The organism is Streptomyces sp. NPDC020996 (assembly GCF_040641355.1).
Classification (GTDB): Bacteria; Actinomycetota; Actinomycetes; order Streptomycetales; family Streptomycetaceae; genus Streptomyces.
Window position 1 is genome coordinate 14,309 of record NZ_JBFADM010000072.1, and the last position, 25,395, is coordinate 39,703.

The window sequence follows — 25,395 nt, forward strand, 5'->3', positions numbered from 1 at the left end:
CCGGCTGTGCTGGTCGCCCCATCGGACCGGTGTAGGGGGCCGGGCTTACGGCTGGCTGACCGTGAGGAGTGACTTGATCGCGCGGCGTTCGTCCATGGCGGCGTAGGCGTCGGCGATGTGGTCGAGGTCGGTGGAGTAGTCGAAGACGAGTCCGGGGTTGATCGTTCCGTCCAGGACGTGCTGCAGCAGCTCGGGGATGTAGTGGTGGGCGGGGGCGACGCCGCCCTTGATGCCGATGTTCTTCCAGAAGAGGGTCTTGTGGTCGAACTTCTCGTAGAGCGGGACGCCCACGGCGCCGATCATGCCGCCGGCGCGGACGATGCCTGCGGCGGTCTGGATGGATTGGTCGGTGCCGACGCATTCGAGCGCGGCGTCGACGCCGGCGCCGTCGGTGAGGCCGAGTACGGCCGTGACGGCGTCGTCGCCGCGTTCGGCGACGATGTCGGTGGCGCCGAACTCCTTCGCGAGAGCCTGCCGGTCGGCGTGACGGCTCAGCGCGATGATCCGGCCGGCGCCGAGGAGTTGGGCGGCCAGCACGGCCGAGAGGCCGACTGCGCCGTCACCGACGACGGCGACGGTGTCGCCCTGCTTCACGCCCGCGCTCACGGCGGCGTGGTAGCCGGTGCACATGACGTCGGAGAGCGCGGTGAAGGAGGCGAGCTGAGCGTCGGTGAACCCGTCGGCCGGCGCGGGGACCTTCACCAGGGTCGCATCTGCGTAGGGTGCGCGGACCTTCTCGCCCTGGCCGCCGTCGCTCTCGCCGTCGCCGAAGGCTCCTCCGCGCTCGCAGTTGGACTCGAACCCGGCCCGGCAGGCGGGGCAGGTGCCGTCGTTGTAGGTGAAGGGGGCGATGACGAAGTCGCCGACCGCCAGGGTCTGCACGTCCTCGCCCACCGCCTCGACGACGCCGACGTACTCGTGGCCGATGCTGCCCACCTTGTGGGGGTTGATGCCGCGGTAGTACCAGAGGTCGGAGCCGCACACGCAGCCCCGCACGACGCGGACGACGGCGTCGGTCGCCTCCTGGATGATGGGGTCAGGGCGCTGGCCGAGCTCGATGTGCTTCTCGCCTCGGAAGACGGCTGCCTTCATGACTGTCTCCTCGAATGTGGGGTGTCAGGGGGTGTGGGCGTGACGTCGCAGGTCGGCGCGGACACGCTCGGGTTCTGCCTCCGGTCGCGGTCCGGGCCGGTCGCGGGCACCGTCGAGGTCGCCCGGCCGGTCGGGTTCGGTTGCGAGGAACGCGGCCGGCCAGTCGGTGATGGCCGGGCCGTCGGCCGAGAAGACCTCCACGGTCCTGCCCCTCGCCGACGGGGTCAGCAGGGCCTGGACGATCGTCTCGGCGACGTGGTCGCGGCGGACGGGCCCGTACTCGGTCAGGTCGCCCTGGCGCAGGTCCACCTGCTGGTCGGAGCTGCTGCCCGCGTCGAACCAGCCGGGCCGGACGATCGTGTACGGCAGGCCGCTGACCCGCAGGAGTCGCTCACCGCGCCGCTTCCACTCCAGCAGCTCCCGCGACTGCCCGCCGGTCGCCGTGACCCCGATCGAACTCATCAACACCATGGGCACGCGATGTCCGTCCAGTGCGTCGAGCACCGCGGGGACGGCGCCGTAGTCGACCGCGGCGTAGTCGCCGGATCCGTAGGGCGCACCGTGGGTCATCACGACGGCGTCGACGCCGGTGACGGCGGCGCGCACGGCCGTCGGGTCGGCCAGCTCGCCTGCCGCCACCTCGGCGCCGCTGGGCAGCGACCGTCGGGCGCGGTCGGGGTCGCGGGTGAGTACACGCGGCAGGCGACCCAGCTCGAGCAGGCGGGCGGCGACGAGGCGTCCGATACTGCCCGTCCCGCCGATGATCAGGATGCGATGCATGTCTGAACGAGCTGGCTGCGTCATGCCGTCAACCCCTTGAAGGTCGAGCCGTCGATCACGAACCGGTAACGGACGTCGGAGGCGTTGATCCGCTCGTAGGCCGTGTTGATGTCCTGCGCGCCGATCAGCTCGATGTCGGCGGTGACCTGGTGCTCGGCGGCGAATTGGAGCATCTCCTGCGTCTCGGCGATACCGCCGAACAGGGAACCGGCGTAGGAGCGCCCGTTCTGCAGCAGGGGGAAGACGTCCAGTGGCATCGGCTGCGTGGTGACACCCACGCTGATCATGGTGCCGTGCAGACGCAGCAGGCCGAGGTAGTCCGCCAGTGAGATCGGCGCGCTGACGGTGTTGAGGATGATGTCGAAGGTGTTGGCCAGCTCGGTGAAGGCGGTGCCGTCACCGGTCGCGGCGTAGTGGTCGGCGCCGAGGGTCGCGGCGGCTTCGCGCTTGCTTTCCGACCGGGACAGCACGGTGACGTCGGCGCCCATGGCCTTGGCCATCTTCACGCCGAGGTGACCGAGACCGCCGAGGCCGACGACCGCGACCTTGGTGCCGGGAGCGGCGGCGAAGCGCTTGAGCGGGGCGTAGACGGTGATGCCCGCGCACAGCAGCGGCGCGGCGGCGGCCGGGTCGAGGGTCTCGGGGACGCGGACGACGAAGTCCTCGGGGGCGACGATCGCCTCGGAGTAGCCGCCCTGGGTGTGGGCGCCGGGCTCGGCGGGGTCGGGGCTGCCGAAGACGAGGGTGTGGCCCTTGAGGCAGTACTGTTCCTGCCCGGCCCGGCAGTTCTCGCACTCGCGGCAGGAGTTGGCCATGCAGCCGATGCCGACCAGGTCGCCGACCTGGTGGCGGGTGACGGCGGAGCCGGTTTCGCTGACGCGGCCGACGATCTCGTGCCCGGGCACGAGCGGGCTGACCGGGAGCGGGCCGAAGGAGCCGTCCACGAAGTTCATGTCGGAGTGGCAGATCCCGCAGTACAGGATGTCGAGCCTGACGTCGTGGGGGCCGACGTCGCGGCGCTCGATGGTGACGGGGGCGAGCGGCCGGCCGGCCTCGTGGGCGCCGAACGCGCTGACGGTGGTGGGCACTGTGGTTCCTTCTTGCAGGTCGTACGGGGTTAAGGTCAGGCTTCGGGGATGGCGCGGCCGTAGGCGGCGAGGGTGATGTTCTCGGGCTCGGGACCGCCGCGCCGGCCGGTCTCCAACGCGTCCAGGGCGGCCATCTCGGCGGCGGTGAGGTCGAAGTCGAAGACGTCGATGTTCTCGGCGATGCGGTGCCGCTTGGTGGACTTGGGGATGACGGAGCGGCCCTGCTGGAGGCCCCAGCGCAGGAGTACCTGCGCGGGGCTCTTGCCGTGCGCGTCGGCGATCCGGGTGACGGCCGGGTCCTGAAGGACGCTTCGGCGGTCCTCGCCGTAGCCGCGGTAGAAGGTGATGCCCCCGATGGGGGACCACGCCTGGTTGAGGATGCCGTGGGCGTCGTCGAAGTCGAGGACGGCGCGCTGCTGGAAGTAGGGGTGGATCTCCAGCTGGTTGACGGCGGGCACGACATCGGTGGCGTCGAGCAGGGCGGTCAGGTGGTCGACCATGAAGTTGCTGACGCCGATCGCGCGGACCTTGCCGTCGGCCAGGAGCTTCTCCAGCGCCCGGTAGGCGGCGACGGTCTTGTCGAAGTCCGACGGCAGGGCTTGGTGCAGGATGAGCAGGTCGATGCGGTCCAGGCCCAGCTTGGCGGCGCTCTTGTCGAAGCCGTGCAGGGTCTCGTCGTAGCCGTAGTCGCTGATCCAGATCTTGGTCTCGACGAAGACCTCGTCGCGCGGGACGCCGGAGTTCCGCAGGGCCTGGCCGACCTCGCGTTCGTTGCCGTAGGCGGCGGCGGTGTCGATGTGCCGGTAGCCGAGCTCCAGCGCGGCCGTGACCGCGGCGATCGTCTCGTCGGGCGGGGTCTGGAAGACGCCGAGGCCGAGGGCGGGCATCTCGACGCCGTTGTTGAGGGTGAGGGTCTGCATCACGTAGTCCTTTGCTTGCGGGACGCCCGTGCGGGCACGATCAGGGTGAAGACAGCGGCGACGGCCAGGGTGAGCAGGACGGCGGAGCCCGTCAGCGCGGCGGCGGAGCGGGCCGCGATGTCGGCGGCCGCGTGACCGGTGGAGACGGTGGCAGCCACGGCCGTCAGGATGCTCAAGGCCAGTGCGCTGCCGATCTGGTGCACGGTGTTGACCAGGCCCGAGCCGGCCCCTGCGTCCTCGGGTGCGACGCCGTCGACGCCGCTGGAGGTCATCGGGGCCAGCGCCAGGCCCTGGCCCGCGCCGATGACCACCATCGGCAGGGCCACACCGGTCAGGTAGGGGGTGTGCAGGTCCAGGCGGCTCAGCCAGGCCATGCCCACCGTCGTCAGCACGACCCCCGCGGCCAGGACCCGGGGCCTGCCGAACCGCTCCAGCAGCCGGGGTACGCGGACCGCGAAGAAGAAGTTGACCAGCGTCATCGGCAGAAAGGCCAGGCCGGCCTGCAGCGGCGTCCAGACGTAGACGCTCTGCACGAATTGCGCGGTGAAGAAGAAGAACCCGATCATCGCGCCCATGTAGAGCATCCGGGTGACGTAGGCGCCGGCACGCTCCCGGCTCGCGAACAGCCGCAGCGGCACGATCGGCTGCGCGGCCCGCCGCTCCACTCCGACGAACCAGACCAGCATCACCGCGCCCGACGCGAGGGGGAGCCAAGTGGCCGGTGCCGTCCAGCCGTGGTCTGCGGCGTTCACGATGCCCCAGACCAGCGCGGTCGAGCCCACGGTTGCCAGCAGCGCACCTGCGATGTCGAAACGGCCCCGCCGGCGGGCGGTCTCGGGCAGGAAGCGCACCGCCAGCACCATCATCACGATGCCGATGGGGACGTTCAGGAAGAACCCGGCCCGCCACGAGATCAAGTCCGCGACCAGACCTCCGACGACCAGCCCGAACGCCGCGCCGAGGCCGGCCACTGCGCTGTAGGCGGCCATGGCCCGGTTGCGGGCCTTGCCCTCCGCGAAGCTGCGCGTGAGCAGGGAGAGCGCGGACGGAGCCAGAACGGCCGCGCCGACGCCCTGCAGCGCACGCGCGGCGATCAGCCACCAGGCGCTCTGGGCGGCGCCTACCAGGAGCGAGGCCAGCGAGAAGACCACCAGCGAGTACAGGAAGACCTTGCGGTGGCCGAAGAGATCACCGGCGCGCGCTCCCAGGAGCAGAAGCCCGCCGAAGACCAGCACGTAGGCGTTGGTGACCCATGACAGGCCCGTCTCGGAGAACCCCATGTCGGAGCGGATCTGCGGCAGCCCGGTGAACACGATCGAGTTGTCCAGGATGACCATGAAGTAGCTGACGCAGATGATCGCGAGGATCAGCGTCGAACGGGCCGGGCCCCCGGAGGAACGCCGTGCCTGGCGGCGCGGGGCGCTGGTCCTGTCGCCGCTCGGCCCGCCCGGACGGCTCGAGTCGGCGACCGGCCCGGCGGGGACATCGCCGGTGTCGTGGGTGGCTGCTGTGCGCACAATCTTCCTCGCGTCGATCGGGAGTGCGACCCGATCCCGGGCCGCCGGTCTGTGGCTTCTTCCAGGTAACGGCACCTTGACGGGGCAGTGGGAGTCACTGCTCTTCCAGGTACTGGCAGTACCTCGCACGCCCCTCCAGGCCGACCTACCGTGGATGAGCCGGCACACCGAGCAGACCGACAGAGAGGAGTCGCCGTGCCCCTCTGCCCGAGGTCGGGTCCGGCCCGGCGGCCGACGCGACCAGCCCGGTCAGAGCCGGGCACCCACACCAGGAAATGAGCATGACCGACCACACCAAGAAGGACGTGGCTGCCGAGGTGCGGGAGTTCCTCAGCACCCGGCGGGCCAGGATCACCCCCGAGCAAGCCGGGCTGCCGGTCTACGGCGGAAACCGCCGTGTCGCGGGGCTGCGGCGCGAAGAGGTCGCCCTGCTGGCGGGCATGAGCGTGGACTATTACGTCCGCCTGGAGCGCGGCAACCTCGCCGGCGCCTCCGACTCGGTCCTCGAAGCCCTCGCGCACGCCCTGCAGCTCAACGAGGCCGAACGCACCCACCTCTACGATCTGGCCCGCGCCGCCAGCCCGTCCGGCCGGCGGCCGGCGGTGACCTCCTCGCGCGTCCGGCCGACGATCCTGCGGCTGCTCGACTCGATGACCGGCGTGCCGGCGTTCGTACGCAACGCCCGCTTCGACATCATGGCCGCCAACGCCCTGGGCCGGGCGCTGTACGCGCCACTGTTCGACTCACCTCTGTTCGCCCAGCGCGGGCCGGTCAACAGCGCCCGCTTCCTGTTTCTCGACCCCGCCAGCCAGGACTTCTGGGTCGACTGGGACAAGGGCGCCGACGATGCCGTCGCCTTCCTGCGTACCGAGACGGGCCGCGCGCCGCACGACAAGGCCCTCACCGACCTGATCGGCGAACTGACCACTCGCAGCGGTGACTTCGCCCGCAGGTGGGCACGGCATGATGTGAAGTTCCACCGCTCCGGTGTGAAGAACCTCCACCATCCGCTCGTCGGCGATCTTGCCCTGCCCTACGAGGCGATGGAGCTGCCCTCCGACCCCGGCCTGCGCCTCAACTTCTACACACCCGAGCCGGACTCCCCGGAACAGCAGGCCCTGAACCTGCTCGCGAGCTGGACGACCACCGGAACGGTCGTGCCCTCCGGTAACGACTGACCCCCCGAAAGAGGAGAACCCCTCCACGCGGTATCGACCGCTGGGCCGTACCGGCGTCCAGGTCAGCCCGCTGTGCCTGGGCGCGATGATGTTCGGCCCCTGGGGCAACGAGGACGAGAGCGACTCGATCCGGATCATCCACCGTGCCCTCGACGAGGGCGTCAACTTCGTCGACACCGCGGACGTCTACTCCGCTGGCGTCTCGGAGGAGATCGTCGGCAAGGCGCTGAAGGGCCGCCGCGAGGACGTCTTCCTGGCCACCAAGTTCTTCATGCCGATGGACCCCGACCCCAACCAGCGGGGTGGTTCGCGCCGTTGGATCATCCGGGCGGTCGAGAACTCCCTGCGGCGGCTCGATACCGACCACATCGACCTCTACCAGGTCCACCGGCCCAGCCCCCCGACACAGACGCCTCGGAGACCCTCGGCGCCCTCACCGATCTCGTCCGCCAGGGCAAGGTCCGCTACATCGGCTCCTCGTCCTACTCCGGCTCGCAGATCGTCGAAGCCCAATGGGCCTCGCGCGAGCGGAACCTGGAGCGCTTCGTCAAGGAACTGGGCCGCCGCTGCCCAAGCACGTATGCTGCCGGGACGCCATGCAGCAGAGCCCTCGCTCGACTGCGAGGTGGATTTTGCTGGTCAGTCCGCCTCGGGATCGTTCGAGGCCGTGGTCGGCCGGCTCGACGAAGATTCCCCCGGGCGGTTCCTTCTGGAGGTCCCCCTTTTCGCCGCTCCAGCGGCGTGCTGGTGGGCCCGGCAGACGGTGGAGTCGACGCTGACGTCCCAGGTGATCAGGCCCTTCGTATCCGCCTCGGCCTGGAGCCCGGTGAGGATCCTTGCCCAGGTGGCAGAAGCTCTTGTCCGTCGTGATCACGGCCGGGCAGCGGGGCGACTCCCCACAGTTCGAAGCGGTCCTGCAAGCCATCCGGGTTCCGAGGCTGGGGCTCGGCAGGCCGCGCAAGCGGCCGGACCGGGTGCGGGCCGACAAGGCGTACGACTCGCACGGAAATCGCTCCTACCTGCGCAGACGTGCCACCATCCCGGTTCCGGCGGACCGGATCCGCAACCGGCTCAAGCGCGGATCGCGTGGCGGGCGGCCGCCGAAGTTCGACACGGACGACTACAAGCAGCGGCACGCGGTCGAGTGCGGGATCGACCGACTCAAGCGCCACCGGGCCGTCGCCACTCGGTACGACAAACTCGCCGTCCGCTACGAAGCGACCGTGCTGGTCGCAGCCATCAACGAGCGGCTGTGACAGCACTTTCACAACAGGCCCTCTATCCCTCCAGCTACTCCGGCACGCTCCAGGAGGCAGTGAAGAAGGTGAACGAGGCATCGGCGTGACGGGCCGTCGAAGCGCAGCCGGATGTCGCCGTCCCGGTCATCCAGCAGATTGGGACGCTGCTCCAGCAGACTGGCAGGGCCGTGGCGATCAGGCTCCCGAAGGCGGAGTGACCCGGACGTTCCAAGGCTGACGGACGGCGGCCGGACTCCCCACTCCGGGAGTCCGGCCGCCGCTGGCCGTGGGCGCGTCACGGGCCGGTGAAGATGCCGTGCTCGCCGATGCGGCGCCGCACGATGTGCTGCGCGCCCCGTCTCCGCTCCATCCGGTACGACCAGATTGCCCAGCCGCCTCCGGACCAGGTGAGCTCGTAGACACCCGGCGCACAGCGGACGTGCTTGATGCGCAGGCCGGCGCGAAAGCAGCCGGCGTGGCGGTCCGGGCACGAAGGCGCGGCGCTGTTCGTCGTCGGCGAGCCGGGACAGCAGGTTGCGCACCCACAGCACGCCCTCCGGGTCCAGGCCGTTGACCGGCTCGTCGAGCATGACGACCGCCGGGTCGCCGAGCAGGGCCGCCGCGATCCCGAGGCGCTGCCCCATGCCCAGTGAGAAGGCGCCCACCCGTTTGGTGGCCACGCCGGCCAGTCCGGCCAGCTCGATGACCTCCTCCACCCGTCGACGGGAGATGCCATGGGTGCGCGCGAGGGCCATCAGATGGTTGACCGCGCTGTGTCCCGGGTGGACGGACTTCGCTTCCAGCAGGGCGCCGATCTCGTGCAACGGCGCCGGGTGGCCGGCGTAGCGGCGTCCGTTGACCACGACCGAGCCCGCGGTGGGAGCGTCCAGACCGATGATCATGCGCATGGTCGTGGACTTGCCGGCGCCGTTGGGCCCCAGGAACCCGGTCACCTGGCCCGGCTGGACGGTGAAGCTCAGACGGTCGACCACCGTCTTGTCGCCGTATCGCTTCGTCAGTTCACGCACTTCGATCATGGGGTGGGACTTCCTCGCCTCGGAACTCGGCCACGGCTGGACCGCGGCGTTCGCCTCAGACGCTAGGGGCGAGGCGAGCCATGACTCTGGGACCACGGGAGACACTTCCGCGCTGAGTGGTACCGCGGTACCACTCAGCCCCGCCCCGGGCCGCCACCTCGGGGCCGCCGGCACAGAGGCGCGTAGGCCGCCGCGCGCCCGTGGGCGTTCCACCCGGGGCCGGTCCTGTGACCAGCCGGTGCGGACTGCTGCGCCAGGGGTCCGCACCGCAGTTCACCTTCCGGCCACCTTGCGGTCATCTGCAATTACCCCGCAATTCTCGGCGGTTTCCCACATGCCCCTGCTTTCGTGTCCGGCGCCAGCCACACGGAACGTACGACGAAGGAGGCACATGGTGGCACTGCCTTGGCCGACCGCATCACGCAGGGCTCGGGCGGACGAGACCGCTGCCGGTGAAGACGAGCAACCGCTCCAGGTGGCCAGCCGCCTGCACGCGTTCAACCGCTTCGAGCTCAAGTACCTCGTGCCGGTCGAGGAGGCCGCGGAGATCCGCGACGAGCTGGCCCAGCGCATGGACCGGGACCTCAACAGCCCGGTCGGCGGCTACGGGGTGTGGAGCCTGTACTACGACACCCCACAGCTGCGGTTCTACTGGGAGAAGATCGAGGGCCTGAAGTTCCGGCGCAAGCTGCGCGTCCGCCACTACGGGAACCTGGACGGCGTCACCGACGACTCCCCCGTGTGCGTGGAGATCAAGCAGCGGGTCAACCGGGTCACCCAGAAGCGCCGCATCACCCTCCCCTATGGGGTCGCCCGGCAGCTGTGCGACGGCCGGCAGATGATTGACCACTCCGCGAAGGAGAGCGCCTTCGTCCAAGAGGTGCTCGAACTCGTCGTCCGGTTGAACCTGCAGCCCACCGCGATCACCGGCTACCAGCGCGAGGCCCTGGTCGGGCGTGGCGCGGACACCGGTCTGCGGGTCACCTTCGACCGGCGGATCCGCGGCCGGGACCGTGACTTCCACTTCGGTACGCCGAACCCGGAGAACCGGTTCACCATCCCGCCGCACCTGTCCGTGATGGAGATCAAGGTCAACGAGCGTACCCCGTACTGGGTCACGGACCTCACGGCCCGCCGGAACCTCAGTCTCATCCGGGTCTCCAAGTACGTGCAGTCCATCGAAGCGTTCGGCCGTGCGCCCCGGTCCGTCTTCCACGTGAACGAGGCGGACCACCCGCCCGCCCCGTCCACCCCGATTTCCCCCACCCCCGTCCCTCAGCCGCTGCCGACGCAGCGGACGGCGCCCCACGCGCCTTGGAAAGCAGGAGCACAGTGAACTTCGATCTGCAGGAACTCAGCGGTACGTTCAGCGTGGCGGACGTGGTCGCGTCCATGGTGCTGTCGTTCGTGCTGAGCACGGTGATCGGCTACGTGTACCGGTACACGCACCGCAACGTGTCCTACAGCCAGTCCTACGTCCAGACCCTCGTCATCGTCGGCATGATCGTGGCACTGATCATGCTCGTCGTCGGGTCCAACCTCGCCCGGGCGTTCTCCCTGGTCGGCGCGTTGTCCGTGGTCCGTTTCCGTAACGCCGTCAAGGAGACCAGGGACGTCGGCTTCATCTTCCTGGCGATGGCGATCGGCATGGCCTGCGGAGCCCGCTTCTACACGCTGGCCGCGGTGGGCGGCGTCGTGATCTGCACGATCATCGTCGTGATGTTCAAGTTCAACTGGTTCGCCCTGAACGTGCAGCGCCAGGTCGTCAAGGTCCAGGTTCCGGCGGGAGAGGACTACTCGGCGGGCATCCGTGACGTCCTGATCCGTTACACCAGCGAGTTCGAGCTGGTGAGCACGGAGACGATCCGGGGCGGTGCGCTGACCGAGGTGTTCTACACCGTGCGCATGAAGAAGGGAACCGAACCCAGCGACCTGGTGACCGCGCTGCAGGAGCGCACGTCCGGGCAGCGGGTGACGGTCCTGACCGGTTACGACACGACCGACCTGTGATGTCCGGCGGCAAGAGGACACGCATGCGACGACGGCTGCGGGACCGCGTCCCCGTGAGGCTGCGGCACCACTGGAGGCCGGCCGCGTCCCTGTGCGCGGGCCTGGCGGTGATGCTCTACCTCTTCGGTGACGCGCGCATCTCGCCGTACGTCTCCTCCTCCTCCAGTGTGGAGGCCGACGCGATCACGGAGAACGTGCGGGGCTCGGTCGGCCTGTACGACACCTCCGTGGCCCACTCCATTCAACTGGAGTACGACCAGACCGAGTTCGACAAGATGATGAAGGAGTTCCGGGAGGAAGGCACCAAGGAGTACGTCGAGGCCGACCTCACCATCGACGGCGTGTATCTCGAGGACGTCGGGATCCGCCTGAAGGGCAACTCCACTCTGATGTCCCTGCGTGGCAACGGCCAGGGCATGGCCGGTGGCGGCCGGACCATGCCCGAGGGCGCCGGCGCCGGGCAGGGCGCCCCGGTCCCGCCGCAGAGCGGGACCGGGGGCCGGGACCGCGGCCAGGGCAACGGCGGCGGTCCCGGCGCGACCGGCGCGACCGGTGGAGCCGGTGGCATGGGCGGGATCACGCAGTACGACCTGTCCGAGAAGAAACCGGAGGAGCTTCCCTGGCTCATCAAGATCGACGAGTACGTCGAGGGCCGCGCCTACCAGGGCGAACGGGAGATCTCCCTGCGGCCCGGGAGCAACGCCCAGATCGGGGTGAACGAGGCGCTGTCCCTGACGCTGATGGGGGCCACCGGCCAGAAGAGCGAGCGCTACGCCTTCACCTCGGTCAAGGTCAACAACCGTCCGGCCGTGACCCGGTTGATGGTGGAGAACCCCGACATCGAGTACGCAGAGGCGATCGGGGACGGCAACGGCGTGCTGTACAAGTCCCGGGCCGGCAGCAGTTTCGAGTACCGGGGTGACGATCCGACCGACTACGAGTCGTCCTTCAGGCAGGTCAACAAAGTGGGCAGTCAGGACCTGGAACCGGTCATGAAGCTCATCAAGTGGCTGGACAAGGCTTCCGACAACGAGTTCGAGGAGGATCTCGACAAATACGTGGACGTCGACTCCCTCGCCGTGTACCTCGCCGCTCAGAACCTGCTGCTGAACTTCGACGACATGGCCGGCCCCGGCAAGAACTACCTGCTGTGGTACGACCTGGACACCAAGAAGTTCTCGGTGCTCGGATGGGACTACAACCTCACGTTCAGCGGAGACGCGGCGGCGGGCCCGGACGACTCGATCATGATGGGCGGTGGAGCCGGCGTCCCCGCCGGGACGGCGCAGGACGGCCAGGGCAAGGACCAGCGAGGGCAGGACCAGCAGGGCACGCCCTCGGGTATGCCTTCGGGTATGCCGGAGGGTGGTATGCCTTCGGGTATGCCTTCGGGTATGCCGGAGGGTGGTATGCCGTCCGGGATGCCGCAGGGGATGCCCGAGGGCGGTATCCCCGAGGGCCTCCCTGGCGGTGCGCAGGGCGGCGGCCAGGGTGAGCAAGGCGCGCGGCAGGGGCAGGACGGTCCAGGAGGCGGGGGCGCCGGCTTCATGAGCCACCCCCTCAAGGACCGCTTCCTGAAGTCGGATGCCTTCGACGACGTCTACAAGAAGGCTTACAGGAACCTGTACCAGAAGTTCTACGGCTCCGGCGCGGCGCTCGATCACCTGGACCGCCTCGCCGAGCAGGTCCGCGCGGCCGGAACGGATTCCAAGGCCCTGGACTCCGCCGTCGAGAAGCTGCGTAAGACGCTCACCGAGCGCACCGCGGCGCTCGCCAAGGACAAGGAGGTGACCGGCTGACTCCCGCAGGCCCGGACGGACTCCGCCCGAGGGGCGAGCCGTCCGGGCCTGCGGCGTACCACGTCACCTCGCCGTTGCGCACGCGGGAGACCGCGTACCCGTGGACGCACCAGGCCGACTCGACGCACCCCACTCCCAGTCCGCACTGCTGTGCCGGGTGCGGTCGGCAGCGGCGGAGGTGACATGCTGGACGGACTGTGCAGCGATGGGGGCACGCCGTCCGAGATCCGGCAGGGGGCAGCGGTCCAGGGTCGGCGTCCCGGCGCGTCCCGACGCCGACCCAGGCCGGGCCGCTCCGGCCCGTCGTCGCAGCACGGCGACGGTGCGACGGGATCCGGGCGGTGGCACACCCCGCTGCGGACCGTGCCGTCGGCAGACACCCGACCGAACGGATCACTTCACGTCATGACCCAGCAGCCCGCGGGAATGCTGCCGCGCCACCGCCTCCTCGTGGTCGAGGACGAGCCCAGCATCCGCTCGCTGCTGGAGTCCACCCTCCGGCTCACCGGATACCGGGTGAGCAGCGCGGAGACGGGACAACAGGCGCTGGTGGAGGTCGAGCGCCTGGCACCGCACCTGCTGCTGCTCGACGTGATGCTGCCCGACCTCGACGGCTACGAAGTCACCCGGAGGCTGCGGGCGGGCGGGAACGACACCCCGGTGCTGTTCCTGACCGCCCGCACCGGCCTCGACGACCGCATCACCGGCCTGAGCGCGGGCGCGGACGACTACGTCACGAAGCCCTTCAGCATCGAGGAGGTACTGCTGCGCATCGAGGCCATCCTGCGCCGCACCGCGCCGCCTGTCGACGCGCCGGCGCCGCAGGACGTGCTGCGCTACGCCGATCTGGAACTCGACAAGGGCGCCCACGAGGTCCACCGGGGCGGACACTACGTCCCGCTGTCCCCCACCGAGTTCAGACTCCTCGCCTACCTTCTGGAGAACGCGGGACACGTGGTGAGCAAGACCCAGATCCTCGAGCACGTCTGGAGTTACGACTTCTCAGGCGACGCCCGCATCGTCGAGACGTACGTGAAGTACCTGCGCCGGAAGATCGACCGCTTCGATCCGCCGCTCCTGCACACCGTCCGCGGCGTCGGCTACAGCCTGCGCCTGCCGCGCAACCACGACGGCCGAGGGAGCCACCTGTGACCGGCGGGTTTCTGCCCACGCACCCGAGGTCACTGCGCCGACGCCTCGTCCTCGGGGTCGCCGTTCTGGCCACCGCCGCCGTGGTGACCGCCCAGCTGATCGGCTTCGTGGTGCTGCGCTCATGGCTGCTGGACCGCGTCGACCAGCAACTGGCCGCCTTCCGGCTGCCACCCGTCGCCTTCCAGGACGCAGCCGGCGGCAGACTCCCGAACCCGTCGGAACGCCCGAGCGTGCTGCCCTCGGACTTCCACGTCTACTTCTACGACGCCGCCGGCCACCGCCTGTACGACACCCTCGGCTCCGAGGACAAGCCGGGCCCGCGGCTGTCCGCCACCGCACAGGACCTCGGCCTGCGCGACGGGCAGCCCGAGAGCGTGCCGGCGGTCAGCGGGGACGGCCACTGGCGGGTGCTCCTCGAGACCGGTCCGGGTGAGGTGTCGGCGGTCGTAGCCCTGCCGCTCGACACAGTCGACGGCGCGACCTCCAAGATCCTCTGGCTCGACGCCGTCCTGCTCACCGTCACCGTCGTGGCCCTGCTCGCACTGGGCCGCTGGGTCGTCCGCCTGGGACTGCTCCCGCTCACCCGCATGGAACGGACCGCCCAGGACATCACCGCCGGACATCTCGATCTGCGACTGGCCGACACGGACCCGCGCACCGAGATCGGACGCCTCGGCCGCGTTCTCAACTCCATGCTCGACCGCCTTCACACAGCACTGCAGGACCGGGAGGCGTCGGAGGCCCGGCTGCGCCGCTTCGTCGCCGACGCCGGTCACGAACTGCGCACGCCCCTCACTGCCATCCAGGGCTACGCCCAACTCGCACTGCGTCCCGAGCAGCGTTCCGCCGAGGAACGGCAGGAGGCCGACCGGCTCATCGCCCAGAACGCCGAACGCATGAGCCTGCTCGTCGCCGATCTGCAGCTTCTGGCCACCCTGGACCGTGAACCCACCTATGACAGGACGCCGGTGGACCTGCTGTCCCTCGCCGCGGACGCGGTGAGTTCCGCCGCGCCGCACAGCTCCAGCCACCCCGTGGACCTTGGCCCGCTGCGCACCGCCGCCGATCCGGAGGGCACGGCCGAACTCGACGTCGTCGAAACCGTCGGTGACCCGCACCGCCTGCGGCAGGTCGTCGAGAACCTGCTGGCCAACGCCCGCACCCACACCCCGCCCGGCACCCGGGTCCACGTCCGCGTGGGCGCGGCCCGGACCGGTGCCGCAACCGGTGGAACCGACCGCCCCGGCCGCACCAGCGCCTCCCCGCCCCTGCCGGCGAATCTGCCCGTCGGCGTCATCGAGGTGGCGGACGAAGGACCCGGCCTGACCTCCTCCGACGCGGAGCACGTCTTCGAACGGTTCTACCGGGTCGACCCCGCGCGCTCCCGGGCCCACGGCGGCAGCGGACTGGGACTCGCCATCGCCGCCGCGATCGCCGAGGGCCACGGAGGCCGCCTCGAACTGGACACCCGCCCCGGCCGCGGGTGCGTCTTCCGTCTCCTGGTGCCCAGGGCACGTCCCGAGGAGGACGTCGGCTGAGCGCCCCCCGCGCGAGGCTGGTTCCACCTCGAGACCCGCGGTGAACTCCTCGATACCGATCACCGCGTAGTGGTTGGGAGGCTGCTCACGCGACGGGTTCCCCACCAGGTCGGTGACGCGCGAACACCGTCCTCCCCGGGCGGTCCGACGGCGGCGCGGCCATCGAGGTGGACCGCCCGGGCGGGACCTCCATGAGGGCCACGGCACGGCCGGTGAACCGGTCGCGCATGGTGGGGCATCCGGCTGAGCTGGTCCGCGCGCGTCGATCAGGTCGTCCCCGAGCAGTACGGCGAACGGCCGGCCCCCGGCACACCGGCATGCGCACGGTACCGCGTGCCCGAGGCCGAGCGGCTCACCCTGCCGGACGTGGTGGACGTCGGCGAGACGAGCAGGGCCCCGCACCGCGTCCAGCCGCGCCGAGTGTGCGTGGTGGCTCGCCGTACGCGTCGGCAGCCGCCGCGTTCTTCGTGGCGAGGAAGGCGGCGGCTGCTCTCGATCTGACGGGCCGCGGTGGCTGATCGCGGCGTGGTGACCGTCCAAGGCGCTGCACCCCTCCTACTGCCACGCACGTCCGGCGGAGTGTGAAGGCCGTCGCCGTTCCTGTGAGCGATTCTCATCTGACGCTCCGTCATTTCTCGGTTTGCTCTCCGGGCTTTCCCGGTCGGGCAGGCCACAGTCGGGGGCGAGTTCGCTTCACGACTCACACGTCGCTGCCTGTGTCCTTCCCGACCCGAGGGAGCCATGAATCGCACCCCCCACGCCGTTGACGCCGACCCGGGCGTCGACTTTCAGCAGGCCGTCCCGTGCGCCGCGCCGCGGTCCGGCACGGCGACGGTTGACATCGTTGTTCCGGTCTACAACGAGGAGCGGGCCCTGCCCGGCTGTCTGCGCACGCTGCACAGCCGGCTGTCCAGAGACTTTCCCTTTGCCTGGCGGATCACCGTCGCCGACAATGCGAGCACCGACGGAACGCTGGCCGTCGCGCGCCGGCTGGCGGACGAACTGCCCGGCATAGCGGTGGTGCACCTGGACCGCAAGGGCCGCGGACTTGCGCTGCGCACGGTCTGGGGTGCGAGCGACGCGGACGTCGTGGCCTACATGGACGTGGACCTGTCCACCGGCTTGGGCGGGCTGCTGCCGCTCATCGCGCCGCTGGCCAGCGGCCACTCCGACCTCGCGATCGGCAGTCGGCTGGCGCCGGGCGCACGCACCGTACGGGGCCCGCGCCGGGAGTTCATATCCCGCTGCTACAACGGGATCATCCGCCTCACGCACGGCGTGCGGTTCACCGACGCCCAGTGCGGCTTCAAGGCGGCCCGTACCGAGGCGCTGCGCCCCCTGCTGTCGGTGACCCGTGACGAGGCGTGGTTCTTCGACACCGAACTGCTGCTGCTCGCCGAGCACAACGGGCTGCGCATCCACGAGGTGCCTGTGGACTGGGTGGAGGACGTCGACACCCGTGTCGACGTGATGGGCACCGCAGTCGACGATCTGCGCGGGTTGTGGCGGATGGCGCGGGCGAAGGCATCGGGCGAGGCCCGGGTGGATGTGCCGCGCCGCCCCGCGCCGGCGGCCGAGCATCCCGACGCGGTCCTGGCACCCGCTCCGCGGCGCGGGGTGCTGTCCTGGGAGGTCGGCTGCTTCGCGGTGATCGGTGTGGCCTCGACCCTGGGTCAGGCACTGCTGTACTGGGTCATGCGTGGCTGGTGGTCGCCCGCCGCCGCCAACCTGGCGTCGCTCCTGGTGCTCACCGTAGTCAACACGGAGGCCAACCGGCGCCTCACCTTCCGGCACACGGCCGCACGTCCGGGCCGGGCGCACGTCGGCGCCGGAGCCCTCTTCCTGCTCGGCTACCTGGTCACCTCCGGCGCGGTGCTGTGGTTCAGGCACGCCGACCCGAGTGCCACTCCGGCCGCGGAGACCGCCGTCCTGGCCGCGGCGTCGGTCGCCGTCACCGTCGTGCGGTTCGCCGTGTTGCGCCAGGCCGTCTTCCGCCGCCGTACCCCCTGACCCCTCGCCCCATCTCCTGAAGAGAGCGAACCCCCCATGGAACACTCCGATCCGACGCTGTCCGGCACCACAGTGCCCGGCCGCCCGGCGGACTCTACGCCGCGCTCCTGGCCCGCCTGGGCGGCCCCCGCGGCACTCGGTGCGATCCTCCTGCTCGCGACGGCCCTGTACGCCTGGTCCCTGGGTTCCCTCGGCTGGGGCAACACCTACTACTCCGCCGCCGTGAAGTCGATGGGCAGGAACGGGACCAACTTCCTGTTCGGCGCCTACGACCCCGCCGGGGTGATCACGGTCGACAAACCGCCGGCCGCCCTGTGGCCGCAGGTGATCAGCAGCGAGATCTTCGGGATGCACGGCTGGGCGCTGCTGCTGCCGCAAGTGGTCGAGGGTGTGGCCGCCGTGTTCGTCCTGCACCGCACCGTACGGCGCTGGGCGGGTGAGGACGCGGCGCTCCTCGCCGCCCTGATCCTGACGCTGACGCCGATCACGGTCGCCATCAACCGGGACAACAACCCGGACACGCTGCTCGTCCTGTCCCTGGTGACGGCGGCGTACGCGCTGACCCGTGCGCTCCAGTCGGAAGGCCGGCCGGCGACCTGGTGGCTGTGCGCGAGCGGCTTCCTGATCGGCTGCGGCTTCCTCACCAAGATGCTCGCCGCGTGGATGGTCGTTCCGGCGTTCGCGGCGGCCTGGCTGCCCGGCGCGGCCGGCCCGTGGGCGGCGCGGCTGTGGCGGCTGCTGGCAGCCGCTGCGGTGCTCTTCGCCTCGTCGCTGTGGTGGGTCGCCATGGTGGCCCTGTGGCCGGGGGATCACCCGTATGTCGGCGGCAGCAAGGACGGCTCGGCGTGGGACCTCGTGGTCGGCTACAACGGGCTGGGCCGGGTGCTCGGCCAGGACGGTATGGGCGGCCGCGGACTCCCGATGGGCGGCGGCGCCGGCTTCGGAGGCTCCCCCGGTGCCGGAAGGCTCTTCGGCGAGCAGGTCGCCGGGCAGATCAGCTGGCTGCTCCCCGGTTGCGCCGCGGCCATCGCCGTGGCGGTCGCCTGCGCGGTGCTCCGGCGGCGCGGCCGGCTGCCGGGCGACGCCGTGCTGCCCTCGTCCGGCTGGGTGCTGTGGGGCACCTGGCTGGTGGTGTGCGCCGCGGTCTTCTCGTCCCAGGAAGGCATCTTCCACCCCTACTACACGACCCAGCTCGCCCCCGCGATCGCCGGGCTCCTCGGCGGACTGCTGGCCGCCCTGGTCCGTCTGCACCGAGCGGGGAACGCCTGGGTCGCCCCCGTCGCGGCGACCGTGGTCGCGGTGACCACCGTCTGGGCCGTGGCGATCATCCGGCGGAACCCGGACTGGCACGGCTGGCTCATGTGGCCGGTCCTGCTGGCCGGTGCCGGCGCCGTCGTCCTGCTCGGGCTGTCCCGGAGCCGTGCGCGGCTGCTGATGACCGCAGGGGTCACCGCCGTGGTGGCGCTGCTGCTGGCCCCGGGGGCCTGGGCCGTGACGGTCTCCGCTTCCTCGACCACGGGCGCGAACCCGGTCGCCGGACCGAGCACCATGCCCTTCGGCCGGGGAGGCATGCCCGGCGGCGCCATGTTCGGTGGCGGCGCGGCGCAGCGAGGCAGGGGCGACGCGGGCGCGTCGACCATGCCGTCGGGGATGCCCACCGACATGCCGTCGGGGATGCCTTCCGGGATGCCCACGACCATGCCGTCGGGGATGCCCGGCTTCCCCGGCGGGTCCGGCACGGGAGGGCAGCCCGGGGGAGGCATGCCGTCGGGGATGCCCTCCGGAATTCCCGGCGGCGGGCAGCAGATGCCCAACCGGCAGGGCACACACACGATCCCCGGTGAGGGGTCGCGAAGCGGTGACATGCCTATGCCGTCGTTCGGCGGAGGATCCGGTGGCATGGGATCGGGCATCCCGACGGGCGCCGCGAACCTGACGAGCAACCAGCGGAAGATCCTCGCCTACACGGTCGAGCACGCTCCCCGGGCACGGATCAAGCTGGCCGTCGAGGGCGGCGCTATGTCGTCCGCCGCGTTCATCCTGGGCAGTGACGAGACGGTGATCGGCATGGGCGGCTTCACGAACACCGACAACGCTCCCTCGGTCGCGCAGCTGAGGAAGTGGACCAAGAGCGGGGAACTGCGCTACGTCCTCGGCTCTGACAACTCCAGCGGCTCGGCGGGAGCGGGCATGGCGATGCCCGGCATGTCGAAGGACAGCCCGGTCGTGCAGCGCTCCGACTGGATCTCGAAGAACTGCGCGAAGGTACCCGCCTCCGCCTACGGCGGGAGCTCCGGCACCTCGTCGCAGCGGGGCGCCGGCGCGCCGATGGGAATGGCAGGAGGCACCGTCCTGTACGACTGCGCCGCGAAGTGACTACGACAGAACGGACCGCACACCATCATGATCGAGCAGTCGGCCGGTGCACCCCGGCACCGCCTCCTCGTGGTGGAGGACGAACCCTCCATCCGCACGCTGCTGGAGTCCACCCTCCGCATGACCGGCTACGAGGTCGGCAGCGCCCGAAGCGGGCAGTCGGCCCTCCTGGAGGTCGAGCGGACGGAACCGCACCTGCTGCTGCTCGACGTGATGCTCCCCGATCTGGACGGCTTCGAGGTGACACGCCGGCTGCGGGCTGCGGGCAACGACGTGCCCGTGCTGTTCCTGACCGCCCGCACCGGCGTCGACGACCGCATCGCCGGCCTGAGCGCCGGCGGTGACGACTACCTCGCCAAGCCGTTCAGCATCGAGGAACTGCTCCTGCGTATCAGGGCCATCCTGCGCCGCACGGTCCGTGACGGAGAACCTCCCTTCACGGAAGGGGTGCTGCGCTACGCCGATCTGGAACTGGACGACAGGGCTCATGAGGTGCATCGGGCAGGGCAGTACGTTCCGCTGTCCCCGACCGAGTTCAAGCTGCTCGTGTACTTCCTCGAGAACGCCGGGCAGGTGCTGAGCAAGCCCCAGATCCTGCACCAGGTCTGGGGCTACGGCTTCCCCGGAGACTCCCGGATCGTCGAGACGTACGTCAAGTACCTGCGCAGGAAGATCGACCGGTTCGATCCTCCGCTCCTGCACACCGTGCGAGGTGTGGGCTACTGTCTGCGCCTGCCACGGGAACACGGGGCGGCCGAGCAGTGAGGGAGGCTGTCCACACTGCCCAGGTCCCCGGCGCGGAAGTCTGGCACTGGGGGGTGACGGTCCTGGCCGCCCATATCAGGCCCCCGGTCCTGACGCGGGAGCCCGGTCGGCACCGCCCGGGCGGTGCCCGCCGCCGCGGGGGCAGAGCGCCCGGGACCGGCCGCCGTCGACGCCGCACACGTCTTCGAGCGTTTCGACCGAGCCGATCCCTCCCGCTCCCGTGGACGCGACGGGAGCGGGAGGGGCCTGGTCGTCGCGGCGACGACGGACGAGGGACACGGCGGTCGCCTCGGACTCGGCAACGTGCCCGGCGCGGCATGTGCCTTCCGCGTCGTGCTGCCGCACCTGTCCCCGCCGGAAGATCGTTCTTGAGGCCGGAAGGGGTGCTCCACATGAGGCGTCGGAATTGAATCGTTCAATTCCGACGGGGGTGTGACTCCTCGGCGCGGGGCGCTCTGCCGGGCCTTCGTCGCCTTCCCGCCGTTCACTCCCCGTCAAAGTCGGTGCCAGAGGGTTGCCCGCGCGGTGTGGCCGACTCTAACTTTCTCTACACCTCACGGCTTTTAACGATTCAACGCAACTCGTTCATGGAAGGCCGCGCTTGTGAACCCGCACCCCTTCAAGCCATCTCCGGTCACTGACTCCGCGTACTCCCGTCGCACGGTTCTCCAACTCGCCCTGGCGGGAACGGCCGCTTTAGCGGTCCCCGCGGCGCTTGCGGCTCCCGCTCGGGCCGCCGCTGCAGGCCCCGCCCCCGGCGGTGACCCGTTCGATCCCCGCACCCGCTGGATGGGCACGGAATCGAGCGTCGCCAACCAGTGGACGGTCTACCGCCGGTCGGTCGTCCTGAGCGGCGCCCCTGCCTCCGCGCGCACGCGCATAGCCGCCGACACCAAGTACTGGCTGTGGGTCAACGGAACCCTGGTCGTGTTCGAAGGCGGCCTGAAGCGCGGCCCCAACCCGGACGACACCTACTGCGACGAGATCGACCTGGCCCCTCACCTGCGCGCGGGCACCAATCAACTCGCCATCCAGCTCTGGTATTTCGGAAAAGAGGGCTTCTCCCACAAGGACAGCGGCCGGGCCGGCGTTCTCTTCGAATCCGCCGTCGCCACCCAGGGCGATGACGTGCTCGTGACGAGCGGCACGGGATGGAAGGCGGCCGTCCACCCGGGATACGGAGCGAGCTCCAGCGGAGGCCAGCCCAACTACCGGCTCCCCGAGTCGAATGTGTACTACGACGCCCGTAAGGCCGCCGCCCTGGACGGCTGGACAGAAGCCGGCTACGACGACGCCGCATGGAGCGCGGCGACCGACCTGGGACCGGCCGGCGGCGCTCCGTGGAACGCTCTGGTGCCCCGCCCGATCCCGTTCTTCCGGCACGGCGGCCTGCACGCGTACGCGAACCAGTCCGATCTCCCCACGCAGGGAAGCGGAACCACTCCGATCGTGGCGGCACTACCCTCCAACCTCCAGGTCACGCCCTACCTCAAGGTCGATGCACCGGCGGGCGCGGTGATCGGGATCCAGACGGACCACTACAGGGACGGCGGCGCGGACAACGTCCGCTCCACCTACATCACTACGGGCGGAATCCAGGAGTTCGAATCTCTGGGGTGGATGAGCGGGACAAGCGTCCACTACACCGTCCCGGCGGACGTGAAGGTGCTGGACCTCAGGTACCGCGAGAGCGGCTACGACACCGACTTCGCCGGCTCCTTCAGCAGCGACGACGCCTTCTTCGACACGCTGTGGGGCAAGGCGGCGCGCACCATGTACCTCAACATGAGGGACACCTACTTCGACTGCCCCACGCGCGAACGCGCGCAGTGGTGGGGAGACGTCGTCAACCAGCTCAAAGAGGGCTTCTACACGTTCGACAGCCGCAGCCACGCGCTGGGCCGCAAAGCCATTCGGGAACTGGCCGCCTGGCAGAAACCGGACGGCGTCCTGTACTCGCCGGTGCCGGCCGGCAACTGGAACCAGGAACTGTCCACCCAGATGCTCGCCTCCATCTGGGGCTTCGAGACCTTCCACCTCTACACCGGTGACGAGAGGACCGTCGCCTCGGTCTACCCCCAGATCAAGAAGTACCTCAACCTCTGGTCCATGGACTCCGACGGGCTGGTGGCACACCGCCCCGGCGGCTGGGACTGGGAGGACTGGGGAACCAACATCGACAGCAGGCTCCTGGACAACGCCTGGTTCCACCTGGCGCTCGGCAGTGCCGTGACCCTCGCGGAGCTGTCCGGGAACACCGCCGACATCCCCACCTGGCAGGCCCTGCGGACCAGCGTCGAGCGGAACTTCGACCGGGTGCTGTGGAACGAGAACTCCCGGGCGTACCGCTCGCCGGGCTACCGGGGCGACACCGACGATCGCGGCAATGCTCTCGCGGTGGTGGCCGGGCTTGCCCCCTCGGCACGCCACGACGCCATCGTCGAAGTGCTGCGCAACCACACCAACGCCAGTCCCTACCTGGAGTTCTACGTCCTTGAAGCCCTCTACCTGATGCGGCGGCCGCGAGTCGCCGAGACCCGCATGCGCAGGAGGTACGCCCAGCAGGTGGCCGACCCCGGTTACACGCTGTGGGAGCTGTGGACCAAGGGTGGCGGGGGAACGGACAACCACGCATGGAACGGCGGACCGCTGTACGCGCTGTCGGCCTACGCCGCCGGAGTGCGTCCCACAGCGCCCGGCTACGACACCTATGAGGTCCTGCCCCAGCCCGGCGCCCTGACCCGGATCTCCGCAGTGGTGCCCACGGTGCGCGGCCGTGTCACCGTGGATCTGCGTCGCGAAGAGGACCGGGTGGAGCTGTCCGTCCTCACGCTGAAGGCGGCGACCGCCAGGATCGGGGTGCCGGTGTTCGGCGGCGCCGACCCGGCCGTCACCGTCCGCGGACGCACCGTCTTCAGCGGCGGAAAGGTGCGTGCCGGCGTTCCCGGTCTGCGCTGCACCGGCCACGATGCCGATTACGTCTACTTCGAGACCGACCGGCCGGGCAGCTGGCAGTTCACCTGCACCGGCGCAGGCCTGGACCCGGTCCCCGAAGGCGGCGGCAACCTCGCACTGGACCGTCCGGTCATCAGCAACGACTCCCTCGAAACCGGCGAGTGGTCCGCCTTCCGCCTCACCAACGGCTCTACCAGGAGCACCAGTGGCGACCGCGGCTACACGAGCCGCGAGCACACCTCACCCGACGTCTCCGCCGCCCCGGTCTGGGTGGAGATCGACCTCGGCGCGGACCGGGACCTGGGCGAGGTCGTGCTGTACCCCCGCACCGACACCACCACGGCCGACGGACTCACCCCGGGATACCCGGTGGACTTCACCCTCCGGACCAGACCGTCAGGATCCACGTCCACCACCGTCGCACGGACCGTCACGGGAGAACCCAACCCCGCAGGGGCCAAGCGCTCCTATACCTTCGACCGCGTCCGTGCCCGGTACGTCCGGCTGGAGGTGACACGCCTCGGTCCACCGGCCCGGGACGAGGCATCGGCCCTGTACCACCGTCTGCAGCTGGCGGAGATGGAGATACGCGACCCTCGGACCGAGCCGTAGCCGACGAGGAGCTGCGGCCCGTCCGAGACCGCTGCGAGGCATGGCGCGAAGTGCGCCTTGTTCCGGCCTCACTCGCTATCGCCTGTGAGGCCGCAGAGGCAAAGGCCTGATGACACCCTCATGGGCAGGGAGCCCTCCTCGGGACAGCCGCCCGGTCGGCGAGAGCATGTTCAACGTCCGCGTCGTCGGCACCATCCCGGCCAGCAGCCGCACGATCATCCATCTTCCAGTACCACTTCACCGACTTCGCCACCACCGGCACGACCGGCGCGGCCTCCATGCCGATCACCACCAAGGGGAACATCCCGCAAAGCTGGCCGTCGGGCGTGCGCTACACCCGCGGCGGCACCCTCCCCTTCCCGCGCTCGGTTGCCGCCGGCGGCGGAGCGAAAACGGCTGCGCCAGGCGCACGGCCTGACGGAGGCCGCCTTGGAGCGCTACGGCCTGCCCGTCGCGCTCACGGAGGAGGAGAAGCACGCCGGGCGGATCCCGGAGGGCCACAAGGTCATCAAGCAGCTGACCCGCGCCGACTGGGAAGCTGACCAAACGCGGGTTCGGGCCGTGGGCGCGGATCTACCGCCCGGCCAAGGGCTCGGACCGCCAGTGCGTGCAGCTGTGCATCCCGTCGTGGAACGCGCTGGACACCCGGCACTGGGGCCACGCCGCGCAGCTCCCGTCGGCCGAGCTCGCTCGCGTCCTGGGCGTGTACGCGTCCCGGGTGATGACGCCGCGCGGCTCCACCGCCGTCACCGGCCTGGAGCTGATGAAAGCGCTGCACCCGCCGACCTACGCCGTGCGCGATGAGGAGACCGGCGCCCTGCGGCAGGCCGACATAGCCCGCCAGCCGCAGACGGCGGTCCTCGGCGACCATCTCCGAGTACAGCCTGGGCGAGGCGGTGTACGTGGTGCGGCCGTCCGCGCCGGTGGGGTTCCGCGTGCCGTAATGGTGGGCGCCGTCGACCTCGATCACGATGCGGGAGCGGTCGGGGGCCAGCAGCAGGAAGTCCATGCGCTCGCGGTGCAGAGCACCGCCGTGTCCGCCGTTCTTGCGGGTGTAGGGGCCGTAGTGCAGGTAGACCTGCGGGATGAGGGCGGGCAGGTCGAACCCGTCGGGTGCGGCGTAGCGGGTGCAGTAGGTGCGCAGGACCGTCTGCTCCGGCAGGGAATCCAGTGAGCGATACAGCCGCCGGTACAGGGCATCGGCGGCGTGTGGTGGGAGTGTGATTCGGCTTGCGCGACGAATTCTGTGTCGAAGGAGGGTCCTCCGAAGAAGCTGCTTGATCCGAAGCACAGGGCGATGCTGTCGGTGCCGAGTCGGCCGAGGTGGT

At 70.3% G+C, this 25,395-nt stretch carries 18 protein-coding genes and 3 pseudogenes; 13 read left to right on the forward strand and 8 right to left on the reverse strand.

Annotated features, from left to right (window positions below):
• Positions 1 to 45: 45 nt before the first annotated feature.
• From AB0G63_RS33660 to AB0G63_RS33680, 5 genes are read right to left on the reverse strand one after another with little or no spacing between them, the layout of a single operon-like run.
• Entirely contained in the window at positions 46 to 1,092 is a 1,047-nt protein-coding gene (locus tag AB0G63_RS33660; protein WP_360758267.1) for an alcohol dehydrogenase catalytic domain-containing protein, read from the reverse strand.
• A gap of 24 nt (positions 1,093 to 1,116) precedes the next feature.
• Positions 1,117 to 1,896, reverse strand: a complete 780-nt coding sequence (locus AB0G63_RS33665) for an SDR family oxidoreductase (protein WP_360758269.1) — start codon at positions 1,894 to 1,896, stop codon at positions 1,117 to 1,119.
• Complete coding sequence (locus AB0G63_RS33670; RefSeq protein WP_360758271.1) at positions 1,893 to 2,960, reverse strand: NAD(P)-dependent alcohol dehydrogenase; 1,068 nt, start codon at positions 2,958 to 2,960, stop codon at positions 1,893 to 1,895. The genes AB0G63_RS33665 and AB0G63_RS33670 overlap by 4 nt, the downstream gene beginning before the upstream one ends.
• A 35-nt stretch (positions 2,961 to 2,995) precedes the next feature.
• The gene (locus AB0G63_RS33675; protein ID WP_360758273.1) at positions 2,996 to 3,880 is read right to left on the reverse strand and encodes an aldo/keto reductase; all 885 of its coding nucleotides are present in this window, start codon (positions 3,878 to 3,880) and stop codon (positions 2,996 to 2,998) included.
• On the reverse strand, positions 3,880 to 5,397 hold the full coding sequence (locus tag AB0G63_RS33680; RefSeq protein WP_360758276.1) for an MFS transporter: 1,518 nt from the start codon (positions 5,395 to 5,397) through the stop codon (positions 3,880 to 3,882). The genes AB0G63_RS33675 and AB0G63_RS33680 overlap by 1 nt, the downstream gene beginning before the upstream one ends.
• A gap of 281 nt (positions 5,398 to 5,678) precedes the next feature.
• On the opposite strand from AB0G63_RS33680, the gene AB0G63_RS33685 reads away from it, so the two are divergent.
• Together AB0G63_RS33685 and AB0G63_RS33690 are read left to right on the forward strand one after the other, a co-directional pair.
• A complete protein-coding gene (locus tag AB0G63_RS33685) occupies positions 5,679 to 6,575 on the forward strand; it encodes a helix-turn-helix transcriptional regulator (protein WP_360758278.1) in 897 nt (298 codons plus the stop codon).
• An 85-nt stretch (positions 6,576 to 6,660) separates the two neighbouring features.
• Positions 6,661 to 7,121, forward strand: a pseudogene (locus tag AB0G63_RS33690) (aldo/keto reductase); the annotation flags it as partial.
• Positions 7,122 to 7,182: 61 nt separating this feature from the next.
• Here AB0G63_RS33690 and AB0G63_RS33695 read toward each other — a convergent pair.
• Positions 7,183 to 7,421: pseudogene (locus AB0G63_RS33695) on the reverse strand (IS5/IS1182 family transposase); the annotation flags it as partial.
• Between the two features lie 20 nt (positions 7,422 to 7,441).
• On the opposite strand from AB0G63_RS33695, the gene AB0G63_RS33700 reads away from it, so the two are divergent.
• Positions 7,442 to 7,831, forward strand: a complete 390-nt coding sequence (locus AB0G63_RS33700) for a transposase (protein ID WP_360758300.1) — start codon at positions 7,442 to 7,444, stop codon at positions 7,829 to 7,831.
• Positions 7,832 to 7,839: 8 nt separating this feature from the next.
• On the opposite strand, the gene AB0G63_RS33705 is transcribed toward AB0G63_RS33700, so the two are convergent.
• Positions 7,840 to 8,850: an ATP-binding cassette domain-containing protein gene (locus tag AB0G63_RS33705; protein ID WP_360758280.1), complete on the reverse strand. Its 1,011-nt coding sequence runs from the start codon at positions 8,848 to 8,850 to the stop codon at positions 7,840 to 7,842.
• 475 nt (positions 8,851 to 9,325) lie between these two features.
• Between AB0G63_RS33705 and AB0G63_RS33710 the strand changes: the two genes are divergently transcribed.
• The 9 genes from AB0G63_RS33710 to AB0G63_RS33750 all read left to right on the forward strand — a co-directional run bounded on the left by AB0G63_RS33710 (position 9,326) and on the right by AB0G63_RS33750 (position 24,067).
• Positions 9,326 to 10,186, forward strand: coding sequence for a polyphosphate polymerase domain-containing protein (locus tag AB0G63_RS33710; RefSeq protein ID WP_360758301.1), 861 nt, complete (start codon positions 9,326 to 9,328; stop codon positions 10,184 to 10,186).
• Entirely contained in the window at positions 10,183 to 10,860 is a 678-nt protein-coding gene (locus tag AB0G63_RS33715) for a DUF4956 domain-containing protein (RefSeq protein WP_360758282.1), read from the forward strand. Before AB0G63_RS33710 ends, AB0G63_RS33715 begins: the two co-directional genes overlap by 4 nt.
• On the forward strand, positions 10,860 to 12,659 hold the full coding sequence (locus tag AB0G63_RS33720) for a CotH kinase family protein (protein ID WP_360758284.1): 1,800 nt from the start codon (positions 10,860 to 10,862) through the stop codon (positions 12,657 to 12,659). The genes AB0G63_RS33715 and AB0G63_RS33720 overlap by 1 nt, the downstream gene beginning before the upstream one ends.
• Positions 12,660 to 13,064: 405 nt before the next feature.
• Complete coding sequence (locus AB0G63_RS33725; RefSeq protein ID WP_360758286.1) at positions 13,065 to 13,811, forward strand: response regulator transcription factor; 747 nt, start codon at positions 13,065 to 13,067, stop codon at positions 13,809 to 13,811.
• Positions 13,808 to 15,349, forward strand: coding sequence for a HAMP domain-containing sensor histidine kinase (locus AB0G63_RS33730; protein ID WP_360758288.1), 1,542 nt, complete (start codon positions 13,808 to 13,810; stop codon positions 15,347 to 15,349). The genes AB0G63_RS33725 and AB0G63_RS33730 overlap by 4 nt, the downstream gene beginning before the upstream one ends.
• A 741-nt stretch (positions 15,350 to 16,090) precedes the next feature.
• Positions 16,091 to 17,359 carry a bifunctional glycosyltransferase family 2/GtrA family protein gene (locus AB0G63_RS33735; protein WP_360758290.1) on the forward strand — a complete coding sequence of 423 codons (1,269 nt, stop codon included), beginning with the start codon at positions 16,091 to 16,093 and terminating at the stop codon, positions 17,357 to 17,359.
• 36 nt (positions 17,360 to 17,395) lie between these two features.
• Positions 17,396 to 19,735, forward strand: a complete 2,340-nt coding sequence (locus AB0G63_RS33740; protein ID WP_360758292.1) for a glycosyltransferase family 39 protein — start codon at positions 17,396 to 17,398, stop codon at positions 19,733 to 19,735.
• A 27-nt stretch (positions 19,736 to 19,762) separates the two neighbouring features.
• On the forward strand, positions 19,763 to 20,500 hold the full coding sequence (locus tag AB0G63_RS33745; protein WP_360758294.1) for a response regulator transcription factor: 738 nt from the start codon (positions 19,763 to 19,765) through the stop codon (positions 20,498 to 20,500).
• A gap of 789 nt (positions 20,501 to 21,289) precedes the next feature.
• Positions 21,290 to 24,067 carry a discoidin domain-containing protein gene (locus AB0G63_RS33750; RefSeq protein ID WP_360758296.1) on the forward strand — a complete coding sequence of 926 codons (2,778 nt, stop codon included), beginning with the start codon at positions 21,290 to 21,292 and terminating at the stop codon, positions 24,065 to 24,067.
• A 118-nt stretch (positions 24,068 to 24,185) separates the two neighbouring features.
• On the opposite strand, the gene AB0G63_RS33755 is transcribed toward AB0G63_RS33750, so the two are convergent.
• Complete coding sequence (locus tag AB0G63_RS33755) at positions 24,186 to 24,371, reverse strand: hypothetical protein (RefSeq protein WP_360758298.1); 186 nt, start codon at positions 24,369 to 24,371, stop codon at positions 24,186 to 24,188.
• Positions 24,372 to 24,481: 110 nt separating this feature from the next.
• On the opposite strand from AB0G63_RS33755, the pseudogene AB0G63_RS33760 reads away from it, so the two are divergent.
• Positions 24,482 to 24,854, forward strand: a pseudogene (locus AB0G63_RS33760) (transcriptional regulator); the annotation flags it as partial.
• Positions 24,855 to 25,395: the final 541 nt, after the last annotated feature.